Below are 17,930 nucleotides of genomic sequence, written 5' to 3' on the forward strand. Positions count from 1 at the left end.
GCCGCCGCACTTCGAGAAGTACCCCCAGCTGCACGAACTGGTGAACAAGGCCACCAAGGCCGCCGGCGCGTCCGGGACCAAGGGCTCGATGGACCCGGCCACGGGCCAGACGCTCCTGGACCTGATCGCCGAGATTGACAAAATCTTCTGGGAGACCAAGAACGCCTGAGGCTCTCGGCCTCACGATGTCGACGGCGCCGCCCCCTGTTCGTGGGGGCGGCGCCGTCGTCAGTCGAGGGTGTAGTCGAGCCAGATTCGGTGGGTGCCGTCGTCGTCGACGGTCATGCCGCCCGCGCCTCGGATGCCCGCCAGGTCGCCCGTGCCGCTCGTGGGGACGATGGTGAAGAACTCGCCCTCGCGGTCGGTGCCCTGGGTCGTGGCGGAGTGGGCGAAGTTGAACGCACCCGCCCGGCCGTTCAGCGCGCCCTCGAACGACTCCATCGCCAGGTACGTCCCCACCCCGCTGGCCTGGTCGAACGCGGCCGTGAACAGGGTGGCCGACCGGCCCTCGATCTCCCCCGCGTAGCTCTTCTCCATCGTCGACACGCCCACCGGCAGGCCCGTGGCGACGGCTGGCTCGGGCACCACCGGGGTGGGCACGAAGGCGACAACACTGAACGTTCCGGCAGCTCTCATGGGCGCAAGGTAACCGACGGGACCGACAGTCCAGCGCCACCCGGCGCGCGGACCTCACCCCGGCCGGGCAGGATCAGGCCGACGTGACGACACGGGCAGGAGATGCCACATGACCGCGCTGTACCTGTTGCGGCACGGCGAGACCGAGTGGTCCCGCACCGGCCGGCACACCAGCCGGACCGACCTCCCGCTCACCCCCACCGGCGAGCGCCGCGCCGGCGACGCCGGCCGCCTGCTGGGCATCCTCCGCGGCGGCGAGCCACCCGCGCTGGTGGCCTCCAGCCCGCGCGCCCGGGCGCTGCGCACGGCCGAGCTCGCCGGGCTTTCCGTCGACATGGTCACCGAGGACCTCGCCGAGTGGGACTACGGCGAGTACGAGGGCCTGACCACCGCGCAGATCCGCGAGACCGTGCCGGGCTGGACCGTGTGGACCCACCCCTGCCCCGGCGGCGAGTCCGCGGCCGAGGTCGGCGCCCGCGCGGCGCGGGTCGTCGAGCGGGTGCGCGCGGCACTGTCGGACGGAGATGTCATCCTGGTCGGGCACGGGCACTTCAGTCGCGTCCTGGTGGCCACCTGGCTGGGCATGCCGCCGGAGTCGGGGGTCCACTTCGGAATGGACGCGGCCGCGATCTCGGTGCTCGGCGACGAGCGTGGCGCGCCGCAGATCACGAGGCTGAACGTGGCGCCGGTACTGGAATGAGGTGGCAGCATGCCGGATCCGCGGGTCCGCCGGGTTCGTGAGTCCGATGTGGACGCCGTGGTCGCGCTGGTCTACGAGCTCGCCGAGTACGAGCGCGCGCCGCAGGAGTGCCACCTGACCTCGGCCCAGCTGCGCGAGGCGTTGTTCCGGCCGGCCCCGGCGCTGTTCGGCCATGTGGCCGAAGTGGACGGTGAGGTCGTCGGATGTGCCTTGTGGTTCCTCAACTTCTCCACCTGGCGTGGCACGCACGGCATCTATCTGGAGGACCTGTACGTGCGGCCCGGCCAGCGCGGCGGCGGCCTCGGCAAAGCCCTGCTCACCGCGCTCGCCGAGGAGTGCGTGGCGCAGGGCTACTCGCGGCTGGAGTGGTGGGTCCTCGACTGGAACGCCCCCGCGATCGGCTTCTACAAGTCCCTCGGCGCCGTCGCGATGGACGAGTGGACCGTCTACCGCGTCACCGACGAGGCGTTGCGCCGCCTGGGATCTTGACCAGGGCGAGCGCCGCGCCCGGGATACCGGACGCGGCGCTCGGGACCTGCGTCAGACGCCGGCGATGCCGGCGATCCAGTCGCGGTACTGCGTCACGTTGCCGTACGCGGTGAAGCTCTGCCGGTCGCTCGTGGAGGCCACGCCGACCTGGTAGTAGCCGCCGTCCACCGGGCTGGTGGCGAACATCGGGCCACCGGAGTCTCCACCGGCGGTGATGCCGTCGATCCGGTTGGCGCACACCGCGGTGCCGCCGATGTAGTCCGAGCAGCTCACCGAGCTCACGCTCACGTTGGCCACCTTGAGCAGCTGGCTCTGGCAGTTGATCTCCGGCTGGTTGGTGCAGGTCGCGCCCCAGCCGTAGACCTGGACGGTCTGCCCGACGCCGACCGCGTCCGCGGTGCCCAGCGGCGCGTAGGTGGCGCTCACCGCGTGGTCGAGCCGGACCAGCGCCAGGTCGGCCGACGGGTGGGTCTGGATGTTGATGCCCGTGGCGGACTCGCCCTGGGTCTGGTCAAGGCTGCCGATGTGGAACGTGTACGTGCCGCCACCGGACACACAGTGCTGCGCGGTCAGGATCCACTCCGGCGCGATGATCGTCGCCGAGCAGTTCTCCTGGCCGTTCACGAACAACCGGGCGGCCCACGGAGCATTGTCCGCGAAACTGCCGTCAATGATCGTCGGCCCGACATCACCGGTCTGGTTTGCGGAAGCCGCTCCCGACACGGAGATGAAACCGAACGCGGCTGCCGCCACGCCCAGAAGGGCCGCCCCGACGCGAACAAAGCGCATTGTGCACCACCTCGTAGCCGCGGCCTCGCACCGCGGAGCAGGGACAAGTAACCCCATCAGGGTCACTCGTTCGTGGGTGGTCCACTACCCGCCGTTAGTCGGGAATCCGATTACCGAGTCACTGTCCGGATTGGTCGGTGCCGGAGTCCTCGTCGTCCAGCCCCAGCGACCATTCCCGGGAGCGGACGGTGAACAGGAGGTACAGCACGACCACGCAGACCACGCCGACCGGCACCCCGTACTCGGGACGCCCGGACGGGCCGGCCGCGTACCAGGCGACACCGAGCAGCAGCAGCTCGACGACGACCGCGGGGCTGCGTGCCCAGTGCTTGCCGAGCACGAGCCCGACGCCGACGGCGACCACGCCGCCGCCGAGGACGGTGAAGTAGCCCGCCTCGCCGTAGATGTTGTTGCCCTCTGTGGACGCGCCGCCGAGGGCCCGCACGAGCAGCGCGACGGCGAACCCGATGCCGGTCAACCCTTGCAGGCCAACGAGAATCCCGGCCCCGCGAATGGTCGGCGGGGCGTCGGAGGCGATGCGCACTGATGGGTCCTTCGCCGGATGTGATGACTACGTTCGGGTGGATCGTAGCTGGCTCGCATACTCTGCGGTCATGCGTGCAGTGCTGGTGGTGAACCCGAAGGCGACCGCGACGACGGCGGCCGGCCGGGACGTGCTCGCGCACGCCTTGGCCAGCGAGGTGAAGCTCGAGATCCTCGAGACCGACTACCGCGGCCACGCGATGGCCGCCGCCGCGCAGGCCGCGGTGGACGGCGCCGACCTGGTCGTCGCGCACGGCGGCGACGGCACGGTGAACGAGGTCGTCAACGGCCTGCTCGCCGGCGGGGTGAGCGAGTCGCTGCCGATGCTCGGCATCGTGCCGGGCGGGTCGGCCAACGTGTTCGCGCGGTCGCTCGGCCTGCCCCGCGACCCGGTCGACGCGACGCACCAGCTGCTGCACGCGCTGCAGGACCGGCGCAGCCGGCAGGTCGGCCTCGGCCGGGTGGACTCGGACCGGCCCGGCGACCCGGCGCGCTGGTTCACGTTCAGCGCGGGGGTCGGCTGGGACGCCGACGTCGTGGCGGAGGTCGACCGCAAGCGGGGCAAGAAGGCCAGTCCCGCGCTGTACACCCGGGTCGCGATCACCCAGTACCTCAAGCCGGCGCACGGGCGGCCGCAGCTGACCGTCGAGATTCCCGGCGAGGAGCCGGTTTCGGGGCTGCGGCTGGTTTTCGTGTCCAACACCGACCCGTGGACCTACCTCGGGACGCGGGCGATCCACCTCAACCGCAGGTGCGGGTTCGACACCGATCTCGGAATTTTCGCGCTGCGCAGCCTTCGCCTACCCACAGTGCTCCGCCACCTCCGTCAGGCGATCAGCCGAAAGGGTGAGCAACGCGGCGGCAAGCTCTTCCGCCGAGACGACGTGCCCACGCTGACGATCACGAGCCCCGACCCGGTCCGCGTCCAGTGCGACGGAGACCTCATCGGCGAGCGGACCTGCGTGAAAGTCACGTCGGAGAGGCATGCTCTGACCGTCGTCGGGTAGCCCACCCCTGGGGGCCGGATCCGGCGCCAGGAGGCACTTGAGGGACGAGACGGAGCTGTGACCTAATTGTTACCCTGCGCTTCCGCAGGCCTCTGACGTCGATCTTTCGGGTGAGTTCACGCACTCGCTGATGAAGAACCCTTGACATATGGCTGGTTCGTGAAAGCATTCACAAGCACCCCAAACGACCGGTTGACGACTAGAGGCGCGTCGGAACGCGCCCAAAGCCGAGGAGCAAGTAGAAATGGACTGGCGCCACCGCGCGGCCTGCCGTGACGAGGACCCTGAGCTGTTCTTCCCCGTGGGAACCAGTGGTCCGGCCATATTGCAGGTCGCCCAGGCGAAAGCCGTTTGCCACCGCTGCACCGTTGCTTCCAACTGCCTGACGTGGGCGCTGCAAAGCGGCCAGGACGCAGGCGTGTGGGGCGGGATGAGCGAGGACGAGCGACGCGCACTCAAGCGTCGCAACGCCCGTACGCGGACGAGCAGCAACGCCTGATCTCACTTCTGACGCCGAAGGGCCCGGTTCCCACAAGGGAAACCGGGCCTTCGTGTTTCTGCGGATGGTGCGCCGTGGCGAAAGCACCGAATGGCGAACTCGAGAGCGGGCGACGCTAAGGCGAGTCCGAGGGTGCGAATGCGAGCAAGATTCGAGTCGACGGCGCCAGCAATGGCGTAAGCGCCAATGCGTCAACGAGGGCGATGGGGTCCAAGGCGCGAGCGGAGAAGGATGGAAGCCAAAGGCGCGAGCACAAGGCGGAGCGAGCCAAGGGCGCAGCGAGCGAAGACGACGCCTGCGGACAAGTCAGCGGCGATGGGACAGCGGCACCCGCAACACGGCCTCGGTGCCACCCCGGTCCCGCCGCCGCATCGACAACGACCCACGCAGCTCGGACTCCACCAGGGTCCGCACGATCTGCAGTCCCAGGCCGTTGGACCGCTCCAGCGAGAAGCCCTTCGGCAACCCTCGCCCGTCGTCGGTGACGACCACGTCCAGCCAGCGGGCCGAGCGCTCCGCCGAGACGACCACCTCACCCGAGACGCCCGACGGGTAGGCATGCTCCACCGCGTTCTGGACCAGCTCGGTCAGCACCATCACCAGCGGCGTGGCCAACTCCGCGGCCACCACGCCGAACTGGCCGGTCCGCCGCACCCGCACGTGGTTCTCCGCCACCGCGACGTCGCCGACGACCGGGATGACCTTGTCCACCAACGAGTTCAGGTCCACCCGCTCGTCGACCGACGTCGACAGGGCCTCGTGCACCATCGCGATCGCCGCCACGCGGCGGACGGACTCGCCCAGTGCCGCGCGGGCCTCCTCGCTCGCGGTGCGGCGGGACTGCAGGCGCAGCAACGCGGCCACGGTCTGCAGGTTGTTCTTCACCCGGTGATGGATCTCCCGGATCGTCGCGTCCTTCGACATCAGCGCGCGGTCCCGGCGGCGGACCTCGGTGACGTCACGCACCAGCACCAGCGCGCCCGCGGCCTTCCCGCCGGGACGCAGCGGCAGGGCGCGGAACAGCACGGCCGCCCCACGATGTGACTCCGCCTCCGCACGCATGCTCGGCTGCCCGTCGAGCGCGGCGAGCACCCGCTGGGCGATCTCCGTCGCGTCGAAGGGGTCGGCTATCAGGCCCCGGGTCAGCGGCGCCAGCCGGACGCCGACGAGCTCCGCGGGGTGCCCCATCCGGTGGTAGGCCGACTGCGCGTTCGGCGACGCGAACACGACGGCCCCCGTGGGGTCGAGGCGAATGAGGCCGTCGCCCACGCGGGGGCTGGTGTGCACGTCGGCGGCGGGCTCGGAGGTCGGAAAACTACCGTCGGCGACCATCTGGCACAGGTCGGCGGCGATGCCGAGGTAGGCGATCTCCAGCGAGCTCGGCACCCGGGGCACCGCCAGATCGGTCTCGCGCGAGAGGACCGCGACGACCCGGTCGTCGTAGGTGACGGGGATGGCCTCGCGGCGCACCGGCACCCCCTGGTACCAGCGCGGATCCTCCTCGCGGCAGATCCGGTGCTCGATCATCGCCCGGCGCAGCTGCGGGTGGTCGGCGGACGCGATCGTGCTGCCGACGACGTCCTCGGGGTGCGCGGTGGGCGCGGTGGTGGCGCGGGCCTGCGCGACGCACAGGTACTCGACGTCGGCCTGGGCCGGCGTCGGCGGCTCACCGATCGGCACCCACATGAGCAGGTCCGCGAAGGACAGGTCCGAGAGCAGCTGCCACTCGGCGACCACCATCTGCAGGTGGTCGACCTCGCCACCGGAGAGCTTGGTGTGCTCGGCGAGCAGGTCGGAGAGCGTGGACAACTAGTCGACTACCGCGATCAGGTCGTGCTCCTGCACGACGTCACCGGGCTTGACGGCGATCGACGTGAGCACACCCGTGTACTCCGAGAGGACCGGGATCTCCATCTTCATGGACTCGAGGATCACCACCGTGTCGCCCTCGGCGATGCCCCTGCCCTCGTCGGCGACGACGGACATCACGTTGGCGACCATCTCGGCGCGGATCTGCTCGGTCATCGCCGAATCCTCCCATGCAGCGGCAGCCGTGGTTACGGCAAGTCTGATCTATCCTGCACGGTCACTCCGGCCTGCTCGCCCACAGTTTTCCTGATTTTTTCCCGCAACCGCTGCTTGAGTGCCTCGGGCGCGTGCTCGCCCCCGCACTTACGCGCCAGTAACACCTTCAGGTGCTCATCGATGCCGAACTGCTCGAGGCACGGGCTGCACTCGTCCAGGTGCTTCTCCAGCAGCGCACGCCGGCCGCCGTCGCACTCGTGGTCGAGGAAGAGCCACACCTCCGCCAGCACCTCGGTGCAGTCGGTCTCATGTGGTTTGCCACAGCTCACGATCCGGTCACCTCTTGCTCGGTCGAGCGCAGGAACCCACGGTCCCGCGCGACCCCGGCCAGTAGGTCACGAAGCTGCCGGCGGCCACGATGCAGTCTGGACATCACCGTGCCGATCGGCGTGTGCATTATCTCCGCGATCTCCTTGTAAGCGAACCCCTCGACGTCGGCGAGGTACACCGCCAACCGGAAGTCTTCCGGCAGCTGCTGCAGGGCTTCCTTGACGTCGTTGTCCGGCAGCCGGTCCATGGCCTCGATCTCGGCCGAGCGCAGCCCGGTCGAGGTGTGGCTCTCGGCCTGGGCGAGCTGCCAGTCGCTGATCTCCTCGGTGGGCGACTGCTGCGGCTGACGTTGCCGCTTGCGGTAGCCGTTGATGTAGGTGTTGGTGAGGATCCGGTAGAGCCACGCCTTGAGGTTGGTGCCCTTGGAGAAGGACGCGAACGCGGCATAGGCCTTGAGGTACGTCTCCTGCACCAGGTCTTCGGCATCGGCCGGGTTGCGGGTCATCCGCAGGGCGGCCGAGTAGAGCTGGTCGAGCAGGGGCATCGCGTCGCGCTCGAATCGCTCGGCGCGTTCCTCCTCGGTCTCGACCGGCGCGTTGGTCTGGGTCTCGGTGCTCGGCACCGTGCTCCCTTCCAGTTGGAACTGTCCCATCCTCGGATACGCATAGGACACCTGCGAGGATACGCGGCGCGTGTCGGTCAGCACGTACGGAGGAACGCCGATCGCCCCCGCGGCATTCCCTCAGTCGAGCGGGCGCAAGATCCGGTCGAGCCATTCCTCGACCGCTCGGGACAGCGTCTTGGGCTCCCGTTTCAGCGAGTGGTCGCCGGGCAGGACCATGATCTCGCGGTGCGGCGCCGGACCGGGCATTCCGAACGGATCGGACTCCCCCTGGACCACCAGCGTGGGCACGGAGACCCCGTCGAGCTCGGGGATCCGGGTCTTCTCCGGCCTGCCCGGCGGGTGCACCGGGAACGCCAGGCACAGGACCGCGACCGCCTGCCCGTCGGCGGACGTGCGGCAGGCCACCCGCGCTCCGGACGACCGCCCGCCGAACACCAGCGGCTGCTCGTGGAACCACTCCTCGGACAGCCGCTCGACGACCGCGAGCCACGCCGTGTCCAGTTGCTTGGCCGGGGCCGGCGCGCGGCGACCGGCGACCCGGTAGGGCTGCTCGACCAGCGCGACGTGCACGCCCGCGGCCTGGGCGCCGCGGGTGGCCGCGACCAGGTCGGGGGCGCCGACCCCGCCGCCGGCACCGTGGCCGAGCAGGATCCCGGCGCGGCCCTCCGGCGCGCAGTGCAGCTCGGCCCGGGCGGGGCCGTGCGGCGTGTCGATCTGGATCGTGGTCATGCCGGCCTCAGCCGTCGAACAGCGTGGGCTCGTCGAGATCGGTGACCGGCTCCTCGCGGACGAGAAGGTCGGGCCCGTTGTTGCGGACGTTGTTGACCTTGCTGGACACCGGCCGCAGCTCCAGCGACTCGACGAGGTCCAGCGGCGGCGGCGAGGTGAGCAGGTCGCCGGGGTCCTCGGCGTCGGGGTCGAGCCAGCCTGCCCAGTGCTCCGGGGCCATGAGCAGCGGCATCCGGTCGTGGATCTCGGCGAGCCGGCCCTGCGCCTCCGTGGTGAGCACGGCCGCGGTGACCATGGGCAGGCCGTCCTTGTCCCTCGGATCGCGCCACACCGTCCACACCCCGGCCATCGCGAGGGTCTCGCCGTCCGGCCTGGTCATGAAGAACGGCTGCTTGTGGCCGCCCTCCTTGCGCCACTCGAACCAGCCGTCGGCCGGCAGCAGGCAGCGGCGCTTGGCGAGCGAGGACTTGAACGCGTTGGACGTGGCCGCGGTCTCGGCCCGGGCGTTGATCATGCGGGCGCCGATCGAACGCTCCTTGGCCCAGGCCGGGATGAGGCCCCACCGCATGACCCGCAGGCTGCGCTGGGTGCGGCTCGAGTCGGCCACGCCGAGCTCGTCTCGCGGGTGCCGCTGCACCACCGCCACGACCTCCTTCGTGGGCGCGACGTTGTGGTCGGCCCCGGGCGCCAGGCCCTCCGTCGCGTCGAGCGCGTCGAACTCAGCGGCCAGTGTGGCCGGATCCTTGGCTGCGGCGTACCTCCCGCACACGTCAACCACCTCCTGGGCCGATCGTGGCACGTCGTACCGACAGTGTGCACCGCGGACCCCGGGATGCGGGATCATCGACGCATGAACCAGTGGCAAGCGCCCGTCGCGACCGAGCCCGTCCACGCGACCGTGGCGGTGCCCGGCTCGAAGTCGATCACCAACCGGGCCTTGCTGCTGGCCTCGCTCAGCACCCGCGGCGGCACCATCTCCGGGGCGCTGCGCAGCCGGGACACCGACCTGATGATCGGCGCGCTGCAGGCCCTCGGCGTGCCGGTCACCGCGAACGGCGACACCGACCCGACCGGCGTCCGCGTCGAGCCGCACGCCGGGCTGCTCGGGCCGGCCACCGTGGACTGCGGCCTCGCCGGCACCGTCATGCGGTTCGTGCCGCCCGCCGCCGCGCTGGCCGACGGCGACATCCACTTCGACGGCGACCCGCGGGCCCGCGAGCGGCCGATGGGCACCGTGCTCGACGCGCTGCGTGCCCTGGGCGCCTCGGTCGACGGCGACGCGCTGCCGTTCACCGTGCACGGCAAGGGCAGCCTCGCGGGCGGCTCGGTCACCATCGACGCGTCGGCGTCGTCGCAGTTCGTCTCCGGGCTCCTGCTCGCGGGCGCCCGCTACGACCTCGGCCTCGCCGTCCACCACGACGGCAAGCCCGTCCCGTCGCTGCCGCACATCGACATGACCGTGCAGATGCTGCGCGAGGCCGGCGTCGTGGTCGACGACAGCGAGGCCAACGTCTGGCGGGTCGAGCCGGGGCCGGTCGCCGCGCTCGACTGGCGGGTCGAGCCGGACCTGTCCAACGCGACGCCGTTCCTGGCCGCGGCCGCGGTCACCGCCGGCACGGTCACGGTCCCCGATTGGCCCACCAGCACCACCCAGCCTGGTGACGCGATCGGCGACATCCTGCGGCGGATGGGCTGCGCGGTCGAGCGCACGCCGGCCGGTCTCACCGCCACCGGGCCCACCGAGCTGTCCGGCGTCGACATCGACCTGCACGACGTCGGCGAGCTCACCCCCACCGTCGCCGCGCTGGCCGCGCTCGCGGCCGGCCCGTCGGTGCTGCGCGGGATCGCACACCTGCGCGGGCACGAGACCGACCGGCTCGCCGCGCTGGTAGCGGAGATCAACGGGCTGGGCGGTGACGCCCGCGAGACCGACGACGGCCTCGAGGTCCACCCGGCCACGCTGCACGGCGGCACCTGGCACGCCTACGCCGACCACCGGATGGCCACCGCGGGCGCGATCGTGGGGCTCGTGGTGCCCGGCGTCGAGGTGGACGACATCGCCACGACCGCCAAGACACTGCCCGACTTCCCGGCCAGGTGGCAGGCGATGCTGGACGGCCACCAGCAGTGAGCCGGCGCGGCCGGAAGGCGGACTGGGATCGTCTGGACGAGTCGGACGTCCGGGTGCGGCCCGGCAAGAGCACCCGACCGCGCAGCAAGCTCAGGCCCGAGCACGCCGACGCCCGCGCGGCGATGGTCGTCGGCGTCGATCGCGGGCGGTGGACGTGCGCGCTGGACGGCAAGCCGGATCACGAGGTCATCGCGATGCGTGCCCGCGAGCTCGGTCGCACGCCCATCGTCGTCGGGGACCTGGTGGATCTCGTCGGGGACACGTCCGGCCGCCCGGACACGCTCGCCCGGGTCGTGCGGGTGGCCGACCGGAGCAGCGTCCTGCGCCGCACCGCCGACGACAACGACCCCTACGAGCGCGTCGTCGTGGCCAACGCGCAGCAGCTGCTCATCGTGTGCTCGCTCGCGGATCCCCCACCCCGCACCGGATTCATCGACCGGTGCCTGGTCGCCGCGTTCGCCGGTGGCCTGAAACCCGTGCTGTGCCTGACGAAGTCCGACCTCGCCAGCCCGGAGGAGATCATCGCCGCGTACGCCGAGCTCGCGGTTCCCGTTCTCGTCACCAGAAGTGATGAGGATCCCGACGAGGTGCGCGAGCGCCTGGCCGGCCAGGTTTCCGCTCTGGTGGGGCATTCCGGCGTCGGTAAGTCCACTTTGGTCAACAAGATCGTGCCGGACGCCATGCGCGCCACCGGGGTCGTGAGTGCCGTCGGCAAGGGCCGGCACACCTCGACCACCGCGGTCGCCATCCCCCTGCCCGGCGGCGGCTGGGTGGTCGACACGCCGGGGATCAGGTCGTTCGGCCTGGCCCACGTCGAACCGGACGACATCGTGGCGGCGTTCGACGAGTTCGTGGAGCCGGCGGAGGAATGTCCGTCGGGTTGCGGGCATCTCGGCCCGCCCGAGGACCCCGACTGCATGCTCGACGTCGTCACCGCGGAGGGCCTGGCATCCCCCGGCCGCCTGGCGTCGCTGCGCCGGCTCCTGGCTTCCCGCGCACGCCTGGACGAGTACGGCGACTGAGCGACACGAACGGGTGACGGTTAGGCTCGTCGTGCGAATGAATTCCTCCGAGGGGAGCAGGAATGCGCAAGATCGCAGCGTTGCTGTCGGCGCTCGCGCTGGCCGCGTCGCTGACCGCGTGCGGCGACAAGGGTGGCAGCGGCGGAGCACAGGACAACGGCTCCGGCGGCAACGGCACCCCGGCGGCGGTGAACCTGGCCGCGCTGGCCAAGTCGGTCGGCGACAGGGCGGCCGAGCAGAACACCGCGCACATGGTGTTCACCGGTGGCGCCGGTGGCATGGAGGTCAAGGGCGAGGGCGACATCAAGGTCGGCGCCGACCCGGCCATCACGATGGACCTGCAGAGCCCCGAGGGCGCCATGTCGATGGTCCTTCTGGATGGCGTGCTGTACATGAAGCTGCCGCAGGAGCTGGCGCCCGGCAAGCCGTGGATCAAGATCGACTCCAGCGACAAGAGCAACCCGATCGCGCAGGCGCTGGGCAGCCTCACCGACCAGATGCGCAAGAACGCCGACCCGCGGCAGGCGCTCGAGCAGTTCAAGGACTCCGGCGAGATCACCTCCACGAAGCAGGAGTCCCTCAACGGAGAGCAGACCACCCACTACGCGGTCACGGTCGACGTGCGGAAACTGGCCGACAGCCAGACGGACCCGACGCTCCAGAAGGCGCTGAAGGAAGCCATCAAGGCGGGCCTGAAGGACTTCCCGGTGAACCTCTGGGTCAACAAGGACGACCTGCCGGTCCGCATGACGGTGGAGATGCCGACGGCCGACCCGACCTCGGGAAAGTCGGTCCCGGTGAAGATCCAGGTCGACTACACCGACTGGGGCAAGCCGGTGAACATCCAGGCCCCGCCCGCGGACCAGGTGGGCCAGCTTCCCGGCAAGTAGGCCAGAAGTAGCGACAACGACGCCCTTGCTGCAAGAGAACATGCAGCAAGGGCGTCGTTCTGCATCGAGAACAAGCGACGCCCCCACCTGGGAGGCGGGCCACGGAACTACCTCACGGCGTAAGCCCGCAAGATCGTCTCCGAAACCGAGTTCCCCTCCCGATCCGAGACAGAGGCCCGCAAGGAAACGAACCGCGCCCCCTGCGGATGATCCACCGAAGCCGCCCAGGAAGAGTCATCCCGCGACACCCGAACGGCCTTCCACGACTTGCCGTCGTCGAACGAGACCTCGACCGACGGCGTAGAGACCCGCCCGGCCGGGGAACCGTTCCGCTGCACATAGACAGGAACCCGGAACCGCCCGGCAGGCGCCGCGTTGGACGAGTCCAACGATGGCGCGAACCGGACGGCCAGCAACGGCAGCGAAGCCGGCGTGGACCCGTCGACGTGCGAGGACGCGAAGGTCCACGCGGCACTGACCGAAGTGGACAGTCGAGACGGCCGGGTCGCCGTGGTCCGCACCGTGTACGACCCCGTATCGGCGGGGACGTCGAACAACCCACTACCGGAATAAGGCGTGGACCCGATGACGACGCCGTCCCGGAGCAGCTCGGTGGTGCCGGTCGCCTCGAACGACGAGCCGTCCCGGTACGGGGACTGGTCCGCGTGCAGCGGCAGCGACAGCCCGAGCTGGTCACCCAGGCGCTGCGCGTAGCCGCCGGGCTCGAAGTCCAGCACCGGGAACGCCGGCCCCACCACGCCGACGTTCCACCGCTCGTGCGCGGTCCGGCCCTTCTCGTAGACCCGGCCGGTCACCGTCGACACCACCGACGCCCCGGGGAAGTCGGCCGGGCTCGCGAGCTCCCCGAACGTGTCGTACCACGCGACGTTCGGCGTGTAGAACTCCGTCAGCGTGAACGGCAGCTGCCCGGTCAGGAACCAGTTGCGCATCCCGATCGTGCTGGGCCCGCCGACGGCGTGGTCGGACCGCACCTTCGCGAGGTCCCGGTTGGCGAACCGCCGCTCCAGCACCGTCGGCACGCGACCGGGCTCGCGCCACCGCACGTGGTACAGGTACGGGCTGGCGTGGAAGCCCGGCCAGGTGCCGGTCCCGTCCGGCTCGGCGAGCTCGGCCGCGACGTCGAACTCGAAGCCGTCGGAGGAGGTCGTCGACGGCCGGACGTAGAACCCGTCGAACGTGGACCCGCTGTAGATCGAGCCGGTGTCGCCCCACTGGGTGGTCATGAGGAACGACAGGGTCGTGTTGCCCTCCTGGGCGTTCGGCTCGTCGACCTTGACGTCGACCGCCTTGCCCTCCCGCGCGTCGATCACGACCTCGGCGTCGCCGGAGACCACGTAGTCCGGCTCGGTGTACTGCGTGAGCAGCCAGCGGTCGGGCCGCTCGGTCTGCACGAACGCGTCGACGTAGTACCGGCCCTTGGGCACCCGGGCGACGACCGTGCCGGACTCGTCGTAGGCCTCGACCGCGTTCGGCTTGTCGATGTCGACGAACCGCGCGAAGTACTGCGGCGTGGCCGCGCCGTCGTGGTCGAGCGTCCGGACGGTCACGTTGTAGCTCTCGACCTCCCGGTTCACCGCGAGCGGCGTGCGCACGGTCAGGCCGGCGCCGGTGGCGGTCACCGTGCCGGTGTAGGTGCCGTTCGGCGCCTCGACCGTCGTGTCGATCGTCAGGTTCACCTCGGCGTGCCCGCCGGCCGGCACGCTCACCCGGCTCGGCGAGACGGTGAACATGCCCGCCGGCGCCGCGCCGGCCGGTCCCGCCCCGGCGACCGTGACGTCCAGGGTCACCGGCTCGGTGCCGGAGTTGGTGTAGGACAACGGCTTCACGATCGGCTGGTCGTCCTCGTGCGGCCACTGCGCGACGCCGGCGCCGATGCTCGGCGGGGTCGCCGCCACGGTCGAGCTGACGGCCGCCGCGACGTCCACCCGGCCGGCGCCCTGCTGGAACGGCGTCAGGCCGGGGTTCGGCTTCGCGGACGCCATCAGCGTCGACTTGAGCTGGGTGGCGGTCCAGTCCGGGTGCTGCCCGGCGACGATCGCCGCGGCCCCGGCCACGTGCGGCGTGGCCATCGAGGTGCCGGACAGCGACACGTAGCCGTCCGCGGCAGGGTCGCCGATCTGGCCGTGCGCGGCACGCGCGGCCACGATGCCGACACCCGGTGCGGTGATGTCCGGCTTGATCGCGCCGTCACCCCACCGCGGGCCCTGGCTGGAGAAGTCGGCCAGCTGGTCGTTCCGGTCGACCGCGCCCACGGTCAGCGCGGCGTCGGCGGCGCCCGGGCTGCCGATCGACTGCGCGCTCCCGGAGTTGCCGGCGGCGATCACGAACAACGCGCCCGTGTCGGCGGTCAGCTGGTTCACCGCCTGCGACATCGGGTCGGTGCCGTCGCTCGGGACCGGGCTGCCGAGGCTCATGCTGATCACGTCGGCGCCGCTGTGCGCGGCCCACTCCATGCCGGCGATGATCCACGACTCGGCCCCGCCGCCCTGGTTGTCGAGCACCTTGCCGTTGAGCAGCTTCGCGTCCGGCGCCACGCCCTTGTACGGGTCGCCGTCGCCGGTGATGATCGACGCGACGTGGGTGCCGTGCCCGAAGTGGTCGTCGGTGCCGGTCGCGCTGCCGGTGAAGTCCTGGGCCGCGGCGACCGCGTCGTCCAGGTCCGGGTGCGTGACGTCGATGCCCGTGTCGAGCACCGCCACCTTCGTGCCCGCGCCGGTGTAGCCGGCCGCCCAGGCCTGCGGCGCGCCGATCTGCGGCACGCTGTGGTCGAGGCTCGCGCGCACCGGGCCGTCGAGCCACACCCGCTTCGCCGAGGCGCGGGCCGCCGGCCAGAACGCGGTGCCCTTGTCGGCCCGCAGCGCGACCGCGCTGATTGCCGGCAGCTCCCGGGTGATCCGCGCACCCGCACTGCGCGGCGTCGCCCCCGGGTAGTCGACGATCAGCGGCAGGTCCTTGCGCTTGGCGTCGTCGTAGCCCGCGCGGACCAGCGCGGTCACGTCGAACAGCCGCGGGTCGAGCTTGCCCGTGGACACCGACGTGGCGGCGTCCTGCGGGATCACGTGCAGGTCGCCCCGCTCGTCGGTGCGGCGGAGGAAACTGATGTGCTCGCGGCCCTTCGCGGCCCGCACCGCCACCCCGCCCGGTCCGCCGAGCGTCACCCGGTCGCCGGTCAGCAGCGTGACCGTCGCGACCGGCGTCGCCGGCGGAGCCGGTTTCGCCCCCGGTGCCGCCGCGGCCGTCCCGCCGAGCACCACAGTGCTCGCGGTGGCGGTCGCCACGGCCAGTAAGCCCGCGAGTCTCGCGCGAGCTCGTTCGTGGGTCATCCACCCTCCAGGGTGTTGCACGGCAGCACCTCACCGTCTGCCGCTCCATCCAGTGGAGTAAGACACGACAGCGTCTCGCCCGGTTGCCCGCGCGGCGGACCCGGAACCAAGGCAAACGCTTGCGGTGGGAAAGTTGGCAGAACGGCTCAACAAATGGCGCTGCCGGCGGCGTTGTAGTGGCGCAACCGTCCCCGACAGAAGGGAGCGACGGTGCGGGACCGTTTCGACCAGTTCGTGGCCGACCGGCTGGATCGCTTGCTCCGCTACGCCACCGCCCTGACCTGCGACCCCCATCTCGCCCAGGACATCGTGCAGGAGGTGCTGCTGCGTGCTCAGCACCGCTGGGCGCGCATCGAGTCGCTGGCCGCGCCCGACGCCTACGTCCGGCGGATGATCACCAACGAGTACCTGTCGTGGCGCCGCCGGCGCGCGGCCCGCACGATCGCCTCCACCCACGGCACGCTCGACGCGCTCGGCACCCCGACGGCCGACCCGGCCACCGGCTACGCCGAGCGCGACGCGATGCGGGCCCGGATCGCCGCGCTGCCCCGCAAGCAGCGGGCCGCGATCCTGCTGCGCTACTACGAGGACTGCACCGACGCGGAGATCGCCGAGCTGCTCGGCTGCGCGGCCGGCACGGTCCGCAGCCACATCTCACGCGCGCTCCAGACCTTGCGCGCGAACGAGTCCCGCCAGGTGAAGGAGGCCCTCACATGACCGCCGACCGCACGGAGTCCCTGATCCGCGAGGCCTTCGCCGCGGAAGCCGACCGCGCCCCGGACCCCCGGACGGTGCTGGCCGAGCTGGCCCGGGCGCGCCCGCCCCGGCGCCGGGGCATGGCTCTCGTGGCCGCGGCCGTCGTGGTCGCGGTGGTGACGGTGGCAGCCGTGGTCATGCCGAAGGTGCTCGACCGCGGCGCGCCGCCGCCCGCCGGGGGCACCGGCCCCGCCCCGGCCCAGGACCAGAACGTGCTGCTCGTCGGGCTGGACACGCTGAAGCTGGCCGACGCGATCATGCTCGCGCACGTCGACGCCGACGGCTCGGCGACCGTGCTGTCGCTGCCCCGCGACACGTGGGTGGCAGTGCCGGGCCACGGTTCGCAGCGGCTGAACGCGGTGTACGCCGAAGGCGGGATCGACCGGCTGCTCGACACGGTGCGCGGGCTGACCGGCGTGCGGCCCGAGCACTACGCGATGGTCGACATGGCCCGCTTCGCCGACGTCGCGTCGGCGATCGGCGGCGTCGAGGTGTGCCTGCGCCGGCCCACGACGGACCGCCTGGCGAACGTGTCGTTCCCGGCCGGACCACAGGTGCTGTCGGGGTCGACGGCGCTCGCGTTCCTGCGCCAGCGGCACGGCCTCGACGAGGGCGACCTCGACCGGATGGTGCGCCAGCAGGCGTTCCTGCGGTCGGTGATCCGCAAGCTGCGGGAGAGTCCCGACACGCTGGGGCCCGTGTTGGACGTGGTGCGCGGGCGCGCCACGCTCGACCCGGGCTGGGACCTGCTCGGGCTGGCCGAGCAGCTGCGGGCCAGCGGCTCCGGGCAGCTGACGTTCGGGACGATCCCCCTCGTCGAGATCGACTACCGGGCCCCGAACGGCGCGTCGGCGATCCGGGTGGACCCGGCCGCGGTGCGTACCTACGTCGAGGCCAGGTTCGGTCCCGGGCACCCCGCCACCGGGCCCCAGGAGCCGCGCGGCACCGAGCGGCCCTGCGTCGACTGACCCCGCGCGGGCCGGCCCTCCCGTGGGGCCGGCCCGCCCGGGTGGTCAGCCCATGTGCGGGTAGGTGTGCCCGGTCGGCGGGACGAACGTCTCCTTGATCGACCGCGGGCTCACCCAGCGCTGCAGGTTGTAGATCGAGCCCGCCTTGTCGTTGGTGCCCGAGCCCCGGCTGCCGCCGAAGGGCTGCTGGCTCACGACGGCGCCGGTGGGCTTGTCGTTGACGTAGAAGTTGCCGGCCGCGAAGCGCAGGAAGTGCTGCGCGTGCGCGATCGCGGCGCGGTCCTGGGCGATCACCGCGCCGGTCAGCGCGTAGGGCGAGGCCGACTCCATCTGGGTGAGCACCGTGTCGTAGTCGGCGTCGTCGTAGACGTGCACCGCCAGCACCGGGCCGAAGTACTCGGTCGTGAACACCTCGTGCCCGGGGTCGGTGCCCTCGATGATCGTGGG

Annotated in this window: 21 protein-coding genes; 10 read left to right on the forward strand and 11 right to left on the reverse strand. The window is 71.5% G+C overall.

The features are described 5' to 3' along the window. Window positions 1-169 (forward strand): superoxide dismutase [Ni] (locus tag VGD70_RS08765; protein WP_331079979.1); only part of this gene is annotated, 169 nt, incomplete at its 5' end. 59 nt (window positions 170-228) lie between these two features. Here VGD70_RS08765 and VGD70_RS08770 read toward each other — a convergent pair. Then, complete coding sequence (locus VGD70_RS08770; protein WP_331079943.1) at window positions 229-636, reverse strand: DUF3224 domain-containing protein; 408 nt, start codon at window positions 634-636, stop codon at window positions 229-231. 109 nt (window positions 637-745) lie between these two features. On the opposite strand from VGD70_RS08770, the gene VGD70_RS08775 reads away from it, so the two are divergent. Beyond that, complete coding sequence (locus tag VGD70_RS08775) at window positions 746-1,336, forward strand: acid phosphatase (RefSeq protein WP_331079945.1); 591 nt, start codon at window positions 746-748, stop codon at window positions 1,334-1,336. A gap of 9 nt (window positions 1,337-1,345) precedes the next feature. Further along, window positions 1,346-1,825 (forward strand): GNAT family N-acetyltransferase, encoded by a 480-nt coding sequence (locus VGD70_RS08780; protein ID WP_331079947.1) that lies wholly within the window; start codon window positions 1,346-1,348, stop codon window positions 1,823-1,825. Window positions 1,826-1,876: 51 nt separating this feature from the next. Here VGD70_RS08780 and VGD70_RS08785 read toward each other — a convergent pair whose 3' ends face one another. Together VGD70_RS08785 and VGD70_RS08790 are read right to left on the reverse strand one after the other, a co-directional pair. Continuing rightward, on the reverse strand, window positions 1,877-2,614 hold the full coding sequence (locus tag VGD70_RS08785) for a S1 family peptidase (protein ID WP_331079949.1): 738 nt from the start codon (window positions 2,612-2,614) through the stop codon (window positions 1,877-1,879). Window positions 2,615-2,732: 118 nt separating this feature from the next. Next, a complete protein-coding gene (locus VGD70_RS08790) occupies window positions 2,733-3,158 on the reverse strand; it encodes a hypothetical protein (protein ID WP_331079950.1) in 426 nt (141 codons plus the stop codon). Between the two features lie 70 nt (window positions 3,159-3,228). Between VGD70_RS08790 and VGD70_RS08795 the strand changes: the two genes are divergently transcribed. Continuing rightward, complete coding sequence (locus VGD70_RS08795; RefSeq protein ID WP_331079952.1) at window positions 3,229-4,164, forward strand: diacylglycerol/lipid kinase family protein; 936 nt, start codon at window positions 3,229-3,231, stop codon at window positions 4,162-4,164. Between the two features lie 244 nt (window positions 4,165-4,408). Continuing rightward, window positions 4,409-4,663 carry a WhiB family transcriptional regulator gene (locus VGD70_RS08800; protein WP_331079954.1) on the forward strand — a complete coding sequence of 85 codons (255 nt, stop codon included), beginning with the start codon at window positions 4,409-4,411 and terminating at the stop codon, window positions 4,661-4,663. Between the two features lie 306 nt (window positions 4,664-4,969). Here the strand turns inward: VGD70_RS08800 and VGD70_RS08805 are convergent, their stop codons facing one another. The 6 genes from VGD70_RS08805 to VGD70_RS08830 all read right to left on the reverse strand — a co-directional run bounded on the left by VGD70_RS08805 (window position 4,970) and on the right by VGD70_RS08830 (window position 9,141). Further along, window positions 4,970-6,472, reverse strand: coding sequence for a sensor histidine kinase (locus VGD70_RS08805; protein WP_331079956.1), 1,503 nt, complete (start codon window positions 6,470-6,472; stop codon window positions 4,970-4,972). Further along, on the reverse strand, window positions 6,473-6,688 hold the full coding sequence (locus tag VGD70_RS08810) for a biotin/lipoyl-binding carrier protein (RefSeq protein ID WP_331079958.1): 216 nt from the start codon (window positions 6,686-6,688) through the stop codon (window positions 6,473-6,475). Window positions 6,689-6,720: 32 nt separating this feature from the next. After that, the gene (rsrA, locus tag VGD70_RS08815) at window positions 6,721-7,017 is read right to left on the reverse strand and encodes a mycothiol system anti-sigma-R factor (protein WP_331079960.1); all 297 of its coding nucleotides are present in this window, start codon (window positions 7,015-7,017) and stop codon (window positions 6,721-6,723) included. Further along, entirely contained in the window at window positions 7,014-7,670 is a 657-nt protein-coding gene (locus VGD70_RS08820) for a sigma-70 family RNA polymerase sigma factor (RefSeq protein WP_414637921.1), read from the reverse strand. Before VGD70_RS08820 ends, rsrA begins: the two co-directional genes overlap by 4 nt. Before the next feature lie 90 nt (window positions 7,671-7,760). Beyond that, window positions 7,761-8,372: an alpha/beta family hydrolase gene (locus VGD70_RS08825; RefSeq protein ID WP_331079963.1), complete on the reverse strand. Its 612-nt coding sequence runs from the start codon at window positions 8,370-8,372 to the stop codon at window positions 7,761-7,763. A 7-nt stretch (window positions 8,373-8,379) separates the two neighbouring features. Beyond that, complete coding sequence (locus tag VGD70_RS08830; protein WP_331079965.1) at window positions 8,380-9,141, reverse strand: SOS response-associated peptidase; 762 nt, start codon at window positions 9,139-9,141, stop codon at window positions 8,380-8,382. Between the two features lie 81 nt (window positions 9,142-9,222). On the opposite strand from VGD70_RS08830, the gene aroA reads away from it, so the two are divergent. From aroA to VGD70_RS08845, 3 genes are all read left to right on the forward strand, one after another. Further along, entirely contained in the window at window positions 9,223-10,503 is a 1,281-nt protein-coding gene (gene aroA, locus VGD70_RS08835) for a 3-phosphoshikimate 1-carboxyvinyltransferase (RefSeq protein WP_331079967.1), read from the forward strand. Further along, a complete protein-coding gene (gene rsgA, locus VGD70_RS08840; protein ID WP_331079969.1) occupies window positions 10,500-11,525 on the forward strand; it encodes a ribosome small subunit-dependent GTPase A in 1,026 nt (341 codons plus the stop codon). Before aroA ends, rsgA begins: the two co-directional genes overlap by 4 nt. 62 nt (window positions 11,526-11,587) lie before the next feature. Further along, a complete protein-coding gene (locus VGD70_RS08845; RefSeq protein WP_331079971.1) occupies window positions 11,588-12,415 on the forward strand; it encodes an LppX_LprAFG lipoprotein in 828 nt (275 codons plus the stop codon). 107 nt (window positions 12,416-12,522) lie between these two features. Here VGD70_RS08845 and VGD70_RS08850 read toward each other — a convergent pair whose 3' ends face one another. Beyond that, window positions 12,523-15,759 (reverse strand): S8 family serine peptidase, encoded by a 3,237-nt coding sequence (locus VGD70_RS08850; protein ID WP_331079972.1) that lies wholly within the window; start codon window positions 15,757-15,759, stop codon window positions 12,523-12,525. A 210-nt stretch (window positions 15,760-15,969) separates the two neighbouring features. On the opposite strand from VGD70_RS08850, the gene VGD70_RS08855 reads away from it, so the two are divergent. Both VGD70_RS08855 and VGD70_RS08860 read left to right on the forward strand, forming a co-directional pair. Then, a complete protein-coding gene (locus VGD70_RS08855) occupies window positions 15,970-16,476 on the forward strand; it encodes a SigE family RNA polymerase sigma factor (RefSeq protein ID WP_331079974.1) in 507 nt (168 codons plus the stop codon). Next, entirely contained in the window at window positions 16,473-17,483 is a 1,011-nt protein-coding gene (locus VGD70_RS08860; RefSeq protein WP_331079976.1) for an LCP family protein, read from the forward strand. The genes VGD70_RS08855 and VGD70_RS08860 overlap by 4 nt, the downstream gene beginning before the upstream one ends. 45 nt (window positions 17,484-17,528) lie before the next feature. On the opposite strand, the gene VGD70_RS08865 is transcribed toward VGD70_RS08860, so the two are convergent. Next, the coding region (locus VGD70_RS08865; protein ID WP_331079978.1) for an aldehyde dehydrogenase family protein at window positions 17,529-17,930 on the reverse strand (402 nt) is incomplete at its 5' end.

The sequence above is a fragment of the Actinophytocola sp. genome, from assembly GCF_036402745.1.
Lineage (GTDB): Bacteria > Actinomycetota > Actinomycetes > Mycobacteriales > Pseudonocardiaceae > Actinophytocola.